Raw genomic sequence first — 14,541 nt, 5'->3', positions numbered from 1 at the left:
CAAGAGAGCTGGAATGTGTATTTTTATATGCGCAAAGAACAGCTGGATTCGATTCAAAACATGATGCAGTTGATCTCACAAATGTATCAGCACATGCCGCAGGCCAAGCTTCTGGCCGAACTGTTCGATCAGCTTAGCAACGACGTACTGGCAGGACATTATACGGGGCAGACTGAGAAGCTGCTGGAACAGGTCCGTGAAGAATTTAAAGCGATGGAGCTTCCTGCCACACGGGAGGAATTCGAGATCCGTTCGGCATTGTTACAGCTTACACATGAGCTTCACCAGTATTTGAAAATCGCTAAAAAGGACAAGGCCCCTACTCCAGTAAAAAATTAGAGTAAAGACCTTGAGTGGCTACTATCCGTGACGGACAGTAGCCTTTTCTTGTTCGGTGATAGCAGAAGCTGAATTAGTAGAAGCTCTTTTATGCCGAATTCGATCTGTAATCCATAAAACAGCAGTGATCAGGCAAGGGTAAAGCATAGCCCACCCGACAAAAGGAAAGACAACTGCCGTGGAGATGAAGGAAATCCAGCTAATGAAAACTCCCCAACGACTCCCGCGTAAGAGCTTAATCCCTGCTGCACAACCACCTAGATAGGTCAGAATGAACGTGGCGTTCGGGAACTGGATCAGGTTGGTGAGTGAAACAGCGCCACTACCGTACAACGCCATAATGATCACGAAGCAGATGCTAAGAAAAGTAATGCCCCCGATGGGTGTATGGAAACGTTGGGATAACATCCCCATCCAGCGAAAAGCCTGTCCTTGTCGAGATAAAGCATAAGCGACACGTGAAGCGGCACCTACGTAAGCAATAATCGTAGCGGTACAAATAAAGATACCCGTCAACCCAGCAATGATCGCACCCCATGGCCCGATAGCCTGACTAATTACCCATATAAGCGAAGCATCCGAACCCCCTGCAAGGTAACTTTGTGTGCCCACTGTAGCAAGCGCAGTAAGGAAATAAAGCAATCCGACAATGACGGCTGCGATGGTCACACCTCTAACGGCAGACCGCTGCGGATTGGTAAATTCCTCTGACATATGGGACACGGCCTCCCAACCGATAAAGCACCAGAACAGAATCGCAGCCGCTTGGCCAACAGCGAGCCAGCCATGTGGAACAAACGGCGTAAAGTGAACAGTTTTCATTTGGGGGAGTGCTGCGGCAATAGCGAATACGAGGACGGCAATGATGGCTATCACGACAGCAATCTGAATGCGTCCGGCAACCTTCATGCCAATCCAGTTAATGATCAGGCCCACTGCCAGCATAGCAGCGGCCAACATGATGCGGCTTTCCTCTCCCCAGCCCATGGCTGCGGTCATATAGCCGGCTCCGGTAAGTGCGGCAACAGGGGCGCCAATCGGAACCGACATGAGAAAAAACCATCCGATATAAGCACCGGCACGTGGGGAAAAGGCCAATGTTACAAAATGCGATACCCCACCCGCGTTCGGGAATTTGGCCGATAGAAGCCCCATGGAAAGCGCCATTGGCAGAATGAGCAGGGTCATGAATCCCCATGCCAGCAATGATGCTGGTCCTGTCATTTGGGCAGCAAGGCCAGGCACAATCAGTATCCCCGAACCCAGGACAGCTCCGATATAGAGCGCAATGGCCTGTGGAAGACCAATAGTGGACTGAAGTTTATTTTCATTCGTCATGCAGTAAAGCCTTCTTTCTCTTGTTATTTTCTCCAGCTTATCAGATAATCAATCTATCGGAAAAACGGAATATAACGATTACTTGCATCGGAAAAAACGATCGAAGGAGCAGATTATGGAGTCGCGGCATTTGTTTACCTTTTTAAATGTGGTTGAGGCAGGCAGTTTCACGCGAGCAGCGCGTATACTGGATTATGCACAGTCGAGTATCACTGCTCAAATTCAAACCCTGGAGACAGAATTGGGTACGCCGCTGTTTGATCGCATTGGCAAGAAAATTATGCTGACTGATGCCGGACGGCGTCTGCTGCCCTATGCGCAGGAAATTTCCAAGATGCATGCTATGGCTAAGGATGCGCTTCGTTCAGAAACCGAATTAGCAGGGACGCTAAAAATAGGAGCGCCAGAGTCACTGGCTGCTTTTCGTCTGCCGGGTTTGATCCGTGAGTACAGGGAGCGCTACCCAAAGGTCAAAATTATCCTTAAACCCGGTGAATGCTGGGAATTACGCGATTTGATTCGTACTGGTGAACTGGATTTGGCTTTTTTGCTTCAGCCTGAGACGGAGGATAGGGAACTGATTATCACCACGCTTATTCATGAACCAATGGCGCTCGTTGCCCCACTGAAGCATTCGCTGGTTGCCTATACACAGGTAGAGCCTGCCGACTTGAAGGACGAAACCATTTTGCATACGGAGGCTGGCTGTACGTACCGTATCCTTTTTGAGCAGTATTTGAACAAACATGGTATTTTCGCAGATCCTAGTCTGGAATTTTGGAGCATTGAAGCTATCAAGCAATGTGTCATGGCTGGACTGGGAATTGCGCTGCTTCCGCTAGTTACGGTACAAAATGAACTGCGAGAAGGGAAAATGGCGCGCCTAGCCTGGGATGACAGTGAACAGCAGGTGGCTACTCAGGTCGCTTATCACACAAAAAAGTGGAAATCGCCAGCTCTCAGCGAATTTTTACAGATCGTTGAGCAGCATGTAACACATTGGCGTGCATGAGTTCAAGCCATTGCGGCATATGCTTATACAAAATATTTTTTCCTTTTCGCCTATTCACTCAACATTCGCCCACAACCTGCATACATATGTATGGAATGATTGATTGTATGGAGGAGGTTCAAGAATGGCATTAAGTCATAAAAATCGTAGAGAGATTATTACCAAAGCGATCTGTGGTAAAGGTCGCAGATTCTCTACCGTAACCCATACCGTAACTCCGCCGAATAATCCGACCAGTATTTTGGGGGCGTGGATTATTAATCACCAGTATGAAGCAGTGGCGGCTGGGGACGGCATTGAGGTCATCGGGACGTATGATATCAATATTTGGTACTCATACGATAAAAACTCGCAGACCGATGTGGCTAAGGAAACGGTGTCGTACGTAGAAAATGTGCCGCTCTCGTATCTTGATCCGAAGCACCGGGCGTCTACAGTGGAAGTATCTGCCGAAGCTACACAGGAGCCAAGCTGCGTCGAGGCCAGTGTGTCTTCTGGAGGTGGCAGCGTAATGATCCGGGTCGAGCGGGAATTTGCGGTGGAGCTGGTGGCGGAAACGAAGATTGTTGTAGAGGTATTTCCGAATGGCAGCAGTGAAGATTTTGACAAGGACTTTGATTTTGGAGCGGAAGAGGGGGACTATGAGGAGCTCGACCCCGACCTCATTGACGACGAGCTCTGACAGGAGTGACCAAAAAGAGGGCCACTTTACTCTTTGCGCCGGCTGATATTGCGCAGGGGGCAAAGGCCCTCCTTTTTTGTTGTGTTGGATCGTTTTTATCCGTACATAGATCGGTAAGGGGGAGTATGATGCGGCAGCCGGGACAGGCGCTCAGACGCTTCAGGCAGATGACGGATGATGGAAAAATGCGCAGACTGGAACGCTCAGGTATATCGGTTCGTTGGCTGGATGGTGGGACTGCAGATTTTGCGATCGGCTACGCGGTGCAAATCCATCAACTGCGGGTGCTGGAAATCCGTAGACGTGCCCTCGAAGGTTCTGCCCAAGTTAGTGCATATGATCTGTCTGTACTAGATCATCAATCACCGCTCTATGTCCGGATGGAGCGGCTGGCTGTACGAGCGCTATATACACTTGGTTTGGATAGTGGTGAAGTAGTGCTCGCGCCGCTGGGAGAGCGTAATTGTCAGGTTCGTCAAGTCTTGGCCCAGCCATGGCTAAATGATAGACGTTTGGCCACGCTATACGAAGTTGCCGCTCGTGAAGAGGAAGTAGAGGGGGAAGTTTTTTCAGCAGAACAAGGGAGAAATCGACTATTAATCGGAATGGACCCTGAATTTGTGCTGGTTCGTATGCCGGAGGGTAGGATTGTTCCGGCTTCTCGATATTTGGACCGATTAGGCGTAGCTGGCTGCGATGCCGTTACTCGCCGAGGACGAACGCTGTATCCAGTTGCTGAGCTTCGTCCTGCACCAAGTGAAGATCCGGCCCGTCTGCTAAGGCACCTGCGCCAAGCTTTTGCGATAGCAGCTCGGCGGATAGATGACCACACGCTCATCTGGCAGGCGGGCGGAATGCCGCAACCGGGTTTTCCCCTGGGCGGACATCTGCATTTCAGCGGGGTTCCGCTAAATGGTGCCTTACTTAGGGCATTAGATAACTATTTGGCGCTGCCTCTGGCGCTACTGGAAGACAAGCGCGCGGCTCGGCGCAGACCGCGTTATGGCAATTTGGGCGATTTTCGCCGTCAGTCGTACGGAGGCTTTGAATATCGTACCCTGCCCAGCTTTCTAATCTCACCACAGTTGGCAAAGGGTGTGATAGGAATGGCGTTTCTAATCGCTTCCCAATACTCACGTTTGCAGCGTAGGCCACTGGAGGCGGAAGAGGCTCACAGAGCCTTTTATGAAGGAAACCAGATGGTGCTCAGAGAGTATATGGAACCACTTATTTTAGATTTGGTTTCACTAGAGATCTACTCTCAATATGAAGCTTATATAGCGCCGTTGCTAGACAGCCTTCGCAAAGGAAAACAATGGGATGAAACACGGGATTTGCGCCGATACTGGAAGCTTTCGTAAAATCAAGTGTCAACACCCGAGATGGTTTCATGTTATCGACTGTCATTTTTGATATAATGAAAGGTAATTGTGAGTTTAAACGGAACAAAGTGTGGGGGTTAGGAAAAGGTATGTCTAAATATACACCGATGATTGAGCAATATTTATCCATAAAAGAGCAGGCTAAAGATGCATTTCTGTTTTTTCGTCTTGGCGATTTTTACGAGATGTTTTTTGATGATGCGATTCTTGCATCCAAGGAGCTGGAAATTACACTGACTGGTCGCGAGGGTGGCGTCGCGGAGAAAATTCCGATGTGCGGCGTGCCTTATCATTCAGCAGAAAATTACATACAACGCCTCATTGAGAAGGGTTATAAGGTGGCCATCTGTGAGCAAATGGAGGAGCCCTCTGCCACCAAGGGGATGGTGCGACGGGATATTGTCCGTGTTGTGACCCCGGGTACGGTAATGGAAGGCAAGGTGCTGGGTGACAAATCCAACAACTACATGGTATGTGTCACAGAGACGGATGGGATGCTGGCACTGGCGGCGTGTGACTTGTCGACAGGTGAACTCTATGTGACTTCCGTACCTGATTCGAAAGAATGGCTATTAGATGAAATTAACATTTATGAGCCGTCCGAAATGTTGGGGGATGCCCATTTGCTCGATTTCGTGACCTCCCGTATGTCTCCCGTTGGACGGCGTGTTGTATATACGGCCTGGGACAAATCGAAGGATGATCTGGTACGGGATCAATTCGGTGAAGCCACGTGGGCAAGGCTTACGGAGGAACGCAGACGGTGCGTATCGCGCTTGATTTCCTATTTAAATGAAACGCAAAAAAGATCGCTAGGCCAACTGACCCAAATTTCAGTCTATGAGCCCAATCATTTTATGATTCTGGATCCATTTACCCGCCGGAATCTGGAACTGGTGGAGACGGTACGTGAACGCTCCAAAAAAGGCTCGCTGCTGTGGTTGCTGGATCGGACAGAGACATCCATGGGCGCACGTTTGTTGCGGCGTTGGATCGACAAGCCGCTGTTGAACAACAATTTAATTGAGGAGCGGTTAGAAGCAGTAGACAAGCTATACCACCAGTTTATTTTCCGTGAGGACGTACGTGCTCAGCTTAAAGAGATTTACGACCTGGAGCGTTTGGTAGGACGGATCGCTTTTGGTAGTGCTAATGCACGCGATTTGATCGCCCTCAAGCTGTCTCTGGCCCAAATTCCGTCTTTACGCGAGCTGTGCGCTGATTCTCCGTCGAACACACTGAGACGGATTGCCCAAACATTGGACAGCTGTACAGACCTGTGTACATTGATTGAAGAAGCAGTCGCCGATGAACCTCCGATTTCTGTAAGAGATGGAGGACTTATTAAGGAAGGCTATCATCAGCATCTGGACGAACTGCGTGAGGCGAGTGTGAACGGTAAACGTTGGATCGCTGAGCTGGAGGCCAAGGAGCGTGTGGCAACCGGCATTCGGTCGCTCAAGATCGGATACAACAAAGTATTTGGTTACTACATTGAGGTGACCAAATCCAATTTGGCTTCATTACCGGAAGGTCGATATGAACGCAAACAGACGTTGGCGAATGCTGAACGGTATATCACACCAGAATTGAAGGAAAAGGAATCGCTAATTCTGGAAGCTGAGGATAAAATGGTTGATCTGGAGTACACGCTTTTCTCCGAGCTTCGCAGTAAACTGAACGCTGAAATTCCTCGCCTGCAAAAGCTGGCAGAGCAAGTTGCTGAAATTGACGTGTATCAGTCGCTGGCGACGGTTAGCGCGGAACGAGGGTTTGTAAAACCTGAGCTGACAACAGGATATGACTTTGTGGTGAAACAAGGGCGGCACCCTGTTGTGGAAGCTGTTATGAAAGATGGCGGCTTTATCGCCAACAACACAGTGTTGGAGGAAGCCGATGCGCATATTCTGCTCATCACTGGCCCGAATATGGCTGGGAAAAGTACGTATATGCGTCAGGTTGCACTCATTGCAATTATGGCTCAAATTGGCTGTTTTGTCCCGGCTGCACGTGCTAAAGTGCCGATGCTGGACCGCATTTTCACACGGATTGGCGCTGCGGATGATCTCATCGGCGGGCAGAGTACATTTATGGTCGAAATGGCAGATATTCAAGTCATGACAGACAAGGCAACTCCGCGCAGTTTGATTATTATTGATGAGCTGGGACGAGGTACGTCTACCAGTGAAGGAATGGCCATTGCACAAGCGGTTATCGAATTTGTGCATGATACAATTGGCTGTAAGGCGCTCGTATCTACCCATTTCCATGAGCTGGCCCATTTGGAGCAAGGTTTGCCTTCACTGCGAAATTACTCTATGGCTGTGCAGGAAAGCGGCGATAAGGTGAATTTCCTGCGCAAGCTCATACCGGGTGCAGCTAGTAGCAGCTATGGCATCTATTGTGCCCGGCTTGCAGGTTTGCCTAATAACATTATTGAGCGGGCGAATGGTCTGTTGTATGGGTTTGAGCAGGCGGCGGCACAAGTAACGGCAGGCACTGAGACAGCAGGAGGAGCGAAGGAAGGGACAGATGTCCGTTTCGTTTCAGGGACAAAAGAGATTTCTCCAATGACAGCCAAACATGCAGACCATGCATTGCCAGCAAATATAGAAACTGCATCAAAGGCCCAGTCTGGATCACAGCAAGCCACCTTGGTCAAGGAAGACACGCTACAGAGTGTGGAAGACTCAAGCAAGCTGGAGCAAGCAGCATCTGAAGTGGTACAGCTGTCTATTTTCGGAGAGCAGGATATTGCTCTCTCCAAGCCACACCCAGAGCTGGCAGAAGCTAATCCGATCGTGCGCCAAATTTTACGGAAGGTGAAAAATGCCGATGTCATGAACATGACGCCCTTACAGGCAATGCAGCTGTTAAATGAATTAAAAAACAAGGCCAATGGTCTGTAATTAAAATATACTAAATTATTTTTTTGCTTATTTTTCATCACACTTTAAAGTCAGGAGGAGGTCAACAGGATGTCTAAAATTCGAGTGTTGGATGAGCATATTGCCAACCAGATTGCTGCCGGTGAGGTCGTGGAACGTCCAGCCTCTGTCGTAAAGGAACTGGTGGAAAATGCGATTGATGCTGGCAGTACACGGGTGGACGTATGGGTAGAAGAAGGCGGCCTGCAAAGTATTCGGGTGACGGATAATGGCAGTGGGATTGAGCCTGAAGACGTAGAAACGGCATTTTATCGGCATGCAACAAGCAAAATCGGACATGGCCGTGACCTGTTCCAAATCACAAGTCTCGGCTTCCGGGGAGAGGCATTGCCAAGTATAGCGGCTGTATCAAAAGTAGAGCTGCTCACAGCGGCTGGAGATGACGGCCGTGCCCGTAAATTGGTGATTGAGGGCGGTAAACTGGTGCTTCACGAGGATGCTGCTGGTAGGCAGGGGACGGATTTTACCGTACGTGATCTGTTTTATAATACACCTGCACGGCTAAAATATATGAAAACGATCCAGACGGAGTTGGGACACATTTCAGATGTTTTATACCGGATGGCACTCTCGCACCCGGAAGTGGCCTTCACATTGCGGCATAATGGCAATACATTGCTGCAAACGCTGGGAAATGGTGATTTGCTCCAGGTGATCGCTGCTATTTATGGAACTTCTGCGGCAAAATCGATGTTGGTGCTGGAAGGAGAGAGCCTTGATTACCGCATTAGCGGTTATGTCAGCCGTCCAGAGTGGACCAGGTCGAATCGAAATGCAATCTCGACGGTAGTGAATGGACGATTTGTCCGAAGCTTTGGGCTTAATCAGGCACTGCTCAAGGCGTATCACACTTTGTTGCCAATTAATCGTTATCCGCTGGCTGTGATCCAACTGGACATGCATCCTTCTTTGGTAGATGTTAACGTTCATCCAGCCAAGCTGGAGGTGAGGTTCAGCAAAGAAGCTGAACTGTTTCAACTGGTTGAAGATTCGGTAAAAGCTGTGCTAGGGCAGCAAGTGCTGATTCCGAAGGCAGTTAAGCGCGAAATTGGCGGCAAGGATAGCGGCTCCTTTGTGCAGGAGCAGTTTCACTTCTCAAAAGGAAGCGGTGCGGAAGTAGATACTTCTGCAAATGATAGTCATAATAGAACACAACCTCTTTCTATGGCTTCGCAGCAGGTTCAAAAATCGCCTCAACCTAATCACTTGAGCAATGAGGAAGAAAGTAAGAGGATTATTGAGGAGCGTAAGCAACATCCGAATAAAGAGAGCCATTCAGTCATTGGACAAGCAAACCAATTCACTAATCCAAGTATCAGTGATGATGAACTTGATGCAGATTTTGTGGAAGACAACAATGGAAGTGATGTTAGAGAAGGCGTGTCACTTCCTGATGGTACGACTACACGGACGTCCACAGGAGATCATGCAGAGAAAGGTGCCTCTTCTTTGTACAGCCAAGGGATACAGGAAACGACTGCTACTGCTGCTTACCGTTCTTCTAATTCACCAATTGCAGACAACACTACTAATTTCACGAATCAGGAACCGGGCCAGGAGCATCCAAATACAGAGCAGTTGACAGCATTGTCGGGAGCAGCCCCCGAGTTGCCCACGTTTCCTGAACTGAGTTTAATCGGTCAGCACCATGGGACCTATCTGATTGCGCAGAACGACCAGGGCTTGTATTTAATTGATCAGCATGCCGCGCATGAGCGGGTCAATTACGAATTTTATTACGAAAAATTTGGTAATCCTGAATCAGTATCACAGGAGTTACTACTGCCAATTACATTGGAATTTACGCCTTCCGAGACAGAAAAATTGAAAGCAAGGCTGCACTGGTTTGAACAGGCGGGGGTGTACTTGGAGCATTTTGGCGGGCAAACCTTCCGTGTCAGTTCATATCCGTACTGGCTGCCCAAAGGGGAAGAAGCAGATGTCATTGAAGAAATGGCCGGATGGGTACTGGAGGAAAAAGCTATTGATCTGGCTAAACTGCGGGAAGCAGCCTCAATTATGTGCTCCTGCCGGGCTTCGATTAAAGCCAATCAGAAGCTGACTGAACGACAGGCTGCCGTGCTGCTAGAGCGTTTGGCAGCCTGTAAACAGCCCTATACCTGCCCCCACGGGCGGCCCATCGTTGTTTCCTTTTCCACATATGATTTGGAGAAACTGTTTAAAAGAGTAATGTAAGGGAGTATAAATATGTTGCAGGATTGGGAAAACCGTAAAGAAGACAAGCAGATGGTGCTTCATGAGAAGCAAGCTGAATTACTGGTCACGACAGGAGACTCTCCCTCGGCCGAGGTGGTGGAGCGTGCGAAGCTGCTTGCAGCCGAGCTTGGGGTGCTTTACGCCCCACGTCGTGGCATATCCGTAGCTAAGCTAATCGCGGCTCACAAAGTCCGTCAGGCTCTGGTGCTGGTGCAGAACGGAGTGAGACTGATTGGTCTGGAACAAGCACCGATGGTTTTTCATCCAAGCATGGGCTTTATTCGAGCCAAAAGGGTGTTAAAGGGCGAGCCAGATCCCATGTTGACGGCTGCCCGACTTGTCCCAGGGGATACCGTGCTGGACTGCACCGCAGGACTCGGTACGGATTCTCTTTTATTTTCCATTGGAACGGGAAGCTCTGGACAAGTTACAGCTGTGGAGAGTTCATTCCCCGTCTATGCACTAATCAAGGATGGAATGAGGCATTATCGTTCCGGTAACGCTGAAGTAGATAACGCTTTTTCCAACATTGACGTTCATTTTGGTCATCATCTGGACCATTTGCGCAGCTTGCCGAACCGCAGTGTAGATATTATTTATTTTGATCCGATGTTCCGTGATCCGTTGCTCGATTCCAGTGCAATCGGTCCCTTAAGAGGTTTGGCTAATCCAGATGCGTTGGAGGAAGAGAGTATTTTACAAGCGAAAAGGGTTGCACGAAAAACAATTGTATTAAAAGAAAAAAGGGGTAGCGGTGAGTTTGCCCGTCTCGGCTTCCGTGCGGAACAACGAGGCACAACGAAAACAGTGTACGGAGTGATAGATATTGACAGTGGCATCTAAGCCTAAACTACTTGTTCTTGTGGGCCCGACTGCGGTTGGCAAGACGAAACTAAGCATCGAGATGGCTCGACATTTTGACGCGGAAATTATTTCCGGGGATTCCATGCAGGTATACCGCCACATGGACATTGGAACTGCCAAAATTTCCGAGCAGGAAATGAAAGGAATTAAGCACCATTTAATTGATATTCATGAGCCTGAATACCCATATTCAGTAGCCCAATTTCAGGAAGACTGTCGTCGTCTCATACCTGATATTCAATCTAGAGGAAAGCTGCCTTTTATCGTAGGTGGAACGGGTTTATATGTAGAATCCGTGTGCTATGAATATAAGTTTTCCGAGGTAGGAGCTGATGAAGCTTTTCGCCAGGAACAACTTGACTATGCCGATCAGTTTGGAGCTGACGCACTTCATGCGCGACTACAGGCAGTTGATCCCGAAAGTGCACTTCGTTTGCATCCTAATGATCGTCGTCGAGTCGTGAGAGCGCTGGAGATTTACCATGTTAGCGGAACAACACTTAGCTCTCAACTTGCCAATCAAAAAAAGGAATCACCCTACCAACTCTGCATCGTGGGTTTGACAATGGATAGGCAAATGCTATATAAACGTATTGAAGACCGAATTGACGGGATGCTCGATCAAGGGCTTGTTGCTGAGGTAACCTCCTTAATGGAACGGGGAGTGCGAAGCGATGCCATCTCCATGCAAGGTCTAGGCTATAAAGAGATATCCTCCTACCTGCGGGGAGAGGTGTCTTTGGAGGAGGCGGTGACTTGGCTAAAACGGGATACGCGTCATTTTGCGAAGCGGCAGCTCTCGTGGTTTCGCCATATGAAGGATATCCAGTGGGTAGATGTCACTGATTTCGAAAATTTTTCTGCTCATGCTGCCCGAATACACGAAATTATAGCAGGAAAGTTCCGGACAGACCTTGAATATACTTCAAAACAATCCAAATGATTATTGGGGGTACGGCTAAAATGAACAAGTCTATTAATATCCAAGATACGTTTCTGAACCAATTGCGCAAGGATTCTATACCTGTAACGGTATACCTCATCAATGGATTCCAGGTGCGAGGAACGATTAAGGCGTTTGACAATTTTACAATTGTTATCGATTCGGATGGGAAGCAGCAACTGATCTACAAGCATGCCATCTCCACCTTTACACCGCAGCGCAATGTGTCGCTTGTACAACAAGATAACGCTAGCGATAACTGATTACGGCGCGACGGCCGCCCAGATGATGAAACTTTTCAGGCGTCCGTCTCGTCTAACTGTATAGGAATGTGACCGGGAGCAACCTGATCAGGGTTGTTCTTTTCATTCCGTTTACTTTCATGTACCGACAGCCAGCTTTAAGCCTATGCTCGGTGACATTATGATTATTCGCGAAAGGGAGTCAGGGGAATGCCAAACGATTCATTGTCCAGATCCGGCAATCGCAATAGAAACACATCTAAAGAGAAGCCGAAGGGCAAGAAAAAGAAAATAACAGGTAAGCGAGTGGGCTGGACGCTGTTTATTACAGCAGCATTAGCCATATTTTGCGCACTTGGCGGCTATTTATTTGTCATGGTTAATGGCGAAAAAATCTACAAAGCCAACAAGGACAAAATTACAGTGAACGAGACATCAAAGGTTTATGACCGCAACGGTGTGCTCATGGGTGAGCTGTCTGTGCAGAAAAGTGATCCTGTGAAAAGTGAAGAAATACCAGATTTGCTTAAAAAAGCTTTTGTCGCAACAGAAGATAAACGTTTTTATGAGCATCAGGGTGTCGATATTTGGTCTATCGGTCGGGCGGCTGTAAAGGACGTCATAGCCCGCTCGGCTGTGGAAGGCGGCAGTACGCTGACGCAGCAGCTGGCCAAAAACTTATTTTTGACACGTGACAAAACCTTTTTCCGTAAAGCGACAGAGGTATCCATCGCAATGGCGCTGGAGCGAAATTTGAATAAAGATCAAATTATTACGCTATATCTGAATCGGATTTGGTTTGGACGCTCGTATTCCGGTATTAAGGCAGCGTCGGAAGGCTATTTTGGCGTGTCAGACTTAAAACAATTAAAATTGTGGCAAATTGCTACACTGGCAGCTATCCCGAAAGGGCCATCCAAGTATAATCCGATCAGTAACCCGGAAAATTCAAAGGCCCGGCGTGCTGTGGTTCTCCAGCTGATGTTTGAGCAGGGGATGATTGGAAAACAGGAGATGGAAGAGGCCAGGGCAGTAAATTATGATTACAAACAACCAGAAAAAGTGCAAAAATATCAAAATTTCATAGAATATGTTATGGATGAGGCAGAGGATGCACTGCCAGGAGTCAGCGGCAATGACCTGATTATTGGCGGTTATAAAATTCATACGACAATGGATGCTCAGGCTCAAAATGCGCTGGATCAAGCGATGGCAGATGATGACATGTTCGAGAAAAGTCCTGACGATCAGCCTGTCCAAGCCTCGATGGTTATCATTAACAACCAAACAGGCGGGATTGCTGCGATGGCACCTGGACGGGACTACAAAAAGGGAACTTTCAATCGTGCGACACAGAGCCGCAGACAGCCAGGTTCGGCCTTTAAGCCGATTGTAGCCTATGCACCAGCTCTGGAATCCGGTAAATTTACGATAGATACTCCTTTGAGTAACGAACGTCAGAGCTTTAACGGATACAGTCCGAAAAACTTGCATGGGTACTCTTCGTCCATCAGCATGATCGATGCCATTACGAAGTCTGAAAATATACCACCTGTATGGTTGTTGAACCAAATTGGTGTGGAAAAAGGAGTTCAATTTGCGGAAAACCTGGGCATACCGATGGACAAAAATGATCACTCGCTTGCTATCGCCTTGGGGGGATTGAGCAGAGGAACTAATACCCTTGAAATGGCTCAGGCCTATAGCGCTTTTGCCAATAAAGGACAATTCCAAAAAGCTTACTCCATCAAGCAAATTAACAATAGTGATGATCAAGTGGTTTATACTCATAATGAGGAATCCAAATCAGTTATGAGTGAAAAAACGGCCTATGAAATGACACAGATGATGCAAAATGTAGTCAATAGCGGTACAGGTCGCAAAGCACGTATTGACTGGCCTGTAGCGGGTAAAACGGGTACGACCCAAAGCGGAATCAGCGGCAACAGTGGCAACCGTGACATTTGGTTTGTTGGATATACGCCAGAATATACCGGAGCGGTATGGATGGGGTATGACAAGCCGGACAGCAGGCATATGTTGAGAAACTACAGCGGACAGTCGGCAGCCTTTTTCGGAAGAGTCATGGGTGAAGCTCTCAAGGGGCACCCGGTAACGCAATTTAGCGAGCCGAAGGGATATGAACCACCGGTTGAGGAGAAGCCAGTTGAGACGGTTCAGGCCACTGCTCCAAGTGGACTGAGCGGGTCTTATAGTCAGGATACCCAAATCGTATCGTTATCCTGGAATGCAGCCGAGGGAGATAATGTACAATACCGCGTTTATCGTAAAGAGTCTTCTGAAGGAAGCTTTAGGACGATTATGGAGGCAATGAGAGGCACGAGTGGGGAAGATACGTCTCCCGTAGCTGGAAAAACGTATCAATACTATGTCGTAGCTTATGGAGCAGATGGTAAAGAATCTGCAGCTTCCAATACAATTAGTGTAGAAATTCCGGCAGAGACGACTCCGGTAGATCCACAGACAGGAAACGATCCTAATCAGGACGGAACACTACCGGATAATGGTGAGAATATAGACGGTCAGAACGGTACAGACCAGGGGAATACGTCT

The 14,541-nt window shown here is 48.2% G+C and carries 10 protein-coding genes and 1 pseudogene; 10 read left to right on the top strand and 1 reads right to left on the bottom strand.

Going from position 1 to position 14,541, the window contains the following annotated elements; translation table 11 throughout:
- Positions 1-339 (top strand): annotated as a pseudogene (locus AC5V8P_RS15415) (aromatic acid exporter family protein); the annotation flags it as partial.
- A gap of 21 nt (positions 340-360) precedes the next feature.
- On the opposite strand, the gene AC5V8P_RS15410 reads toward AC5V8P_RS15415, so the two are convergent.
- Entirely contained in the window at positions 361-1,677 is a 1,317-nt protein-coding gene (locus AC5V8P_RS15410) for an amino acid permease (protein WP_064796480.1), read from the bottom strand.
- A gap of 115 nt (positions 1,678-1,792) precedes the next feature.
- Between AC5V8P_RS15410 and AC5V8P_RS15405 the strand changes: the two genes are divergently transcribed.
- The 9 genes from AC5V8P_RS15405 to AC5V8P_RS15365 all read left to right on the top strand — a co-directional run.
- Positions 1,793-2,689, top strand: coding sequence for a LysR family transcriptional regulator (locus tag AC5V8P_RS15405; RefSeq protein WP_064796481.1), 897 nt, complete (start codon positions 1,793-1,795; stop codon positions 2,687-2,689).
- A gap of 124 nt (positions 2,690-2,813) precedes the next feature.
- On the top strand, positions 2,814-3,371 hold the full coding sequence (locus AC5V8P_RS15400; protein WP_063213380.1) for an outer spore coat protein CotE: 558 nt from the start codon (positions 2,814-2,816) through the stop codon (positions 3,369-3,371).
- Between the two features lie 125 nt (positions 3,372-3,496).
- Positions 3,497-4,732, top strand: coding sequence for a putative amidoligase domain-containing protein (locus AC5V8P_RS15395; RefSeq protein WP_064796482.1), 1,236 nt, complete (start codon positions 3,497-3,499; stop codon positions 4,730-4,732).
- A 110-nt stretch (positions 4,733-4,842) separates the two neighbouring features.
- A complete protein-coding gene (gene mutS / locus AC5V8P_RS15390) occupies positions 4,843-7,662 on the top strand; it encodes a DNA mismatch repair protein MutS (RefSeq protein ID WP_064796483.1) in 2,820 nt (939 codons plus the stop codon).
- Between the two features lie 69 nt (positions 7,663-7,731).
- Complete coding sequence (mutL, locus tag AC5V8P_RS15385; RefSeq protein WP_064796484.1) at positions 7,732-9,897, top strand: DNA mismatch repair endonuclease MutL; 2,166 nt, start codon at positions 7,732-7,734, stop codon at positions 9,895-9,897.
- 12 nt (positions 9,898-9,909) lie between these two features.
- Entirely contained in the window at positions 9,910-10,761 is an 852-nt protein-coding gene (locus AC5V8P_RS15380) for a class I SAM-dependent methyltransferase (RefSeq protein ID WP_064796485.1), read from the top strand.
- Complete coding sequence (gene miaA, locus AC5V8P_RS15375; protein WP_064796486.1) at positions 10,745-11,725, top strand: tRNA (adenosine(37)-N6)-dimethylallyltransferase MiaA; 981 nt, start codon at positions 10,745-10,747, stop codon at positions 11,723-11,725. Before AC5V8P_RS15380 ends, miaA begins: the two co-directional genes overlap by 17 nt.
- A gap of 20 nt (positions 11,726-11,745) precedes the next feature.
- Positions 11,746-11,988 (top strand): RNA chaperone Hfq, encoded by a 243-nt coding sequence (gene hfq / locus AC5V8P_RS15370; protein ID WP_013371546.1) that lies wholly within the window; start codon positions 11,746-11,748, stop codon positions 11,986-11,988.
- 189 nt (positions 11,989-12,177) lie between these two features.
- On the top strand, positions 12,178-14,541 hold a 2,364-nt coding region (locus AC5V8P_RS15365; RefSeq protein ID WP_495473712.1), incomplete at its 3' end, for a PBP1A family penicillin-binding protein.

It is taken from the genome of Paenibacillus sp. N119s, assembly GCF_059447605.1.
This window is presented reverse-complemented; position numbering and strand designations above follow the sequence as displayed.

Excerpts from the sequence above, each read along its gene's own strand:
- AC5V8P_RS15380 (WP_064796485.1), top strand. The coding sequence starts at position 9,910 with ATGTTGCAGGATTGGGAAAACCGTAAAGAAGACAAGCAGATGGTGCTT.
- AC5V8P_RS15405 (WP_064796481.1), top strand. The coding sequence starts at position 1,793 with ATGGAGTCGCGGCATTTGTTTACCTTTTTAAATGTGGTTGAGGCAGGC.
- hfq (WP_013371546.1), top strand. The coding sequence starts at position 11,746 with ATGAACAAGTCTATTAATATCCAAGATACGTTTCTGAACCAATTGCGC.
- mutS (WP_064796483.1), top strand. The coding sequence starts at position 4,843 with ATGTCTAAATATACACCGATGATTGAGCAATATTTATCCATAAAAGAG.
- mutL (WP_064796484.1), top strand. The coding sequence starts at position 7,732 with ATGTCTAAAATTCGAGTGTTGGATGAGCATATTGCCAACCAGATTGCT.
- AC5V8P_RS15410 (WP_064796480.1), bottom strand. The coding sequence starts at position 1,677 with ATGACGAATGAAAATAAACTTCAGTCCACTATTGGTCTTCCACAGGCC.
- AC5V8P_RS15395 (WP_064796482.1), top strand. The coding sequence starts at position 3,497 with ATGATGCGGCAGCCGGGACAGGCGCTCAGACGCTTCAGGCAGATGACG.
- AC5V8P_RS15400 (WP_063213380.1), top strand. The coding sequence starts at position 2,814 with ATGGCATTAAGTCATAAAAATCGTAGAGAGATTATTACCAAAGCGATC.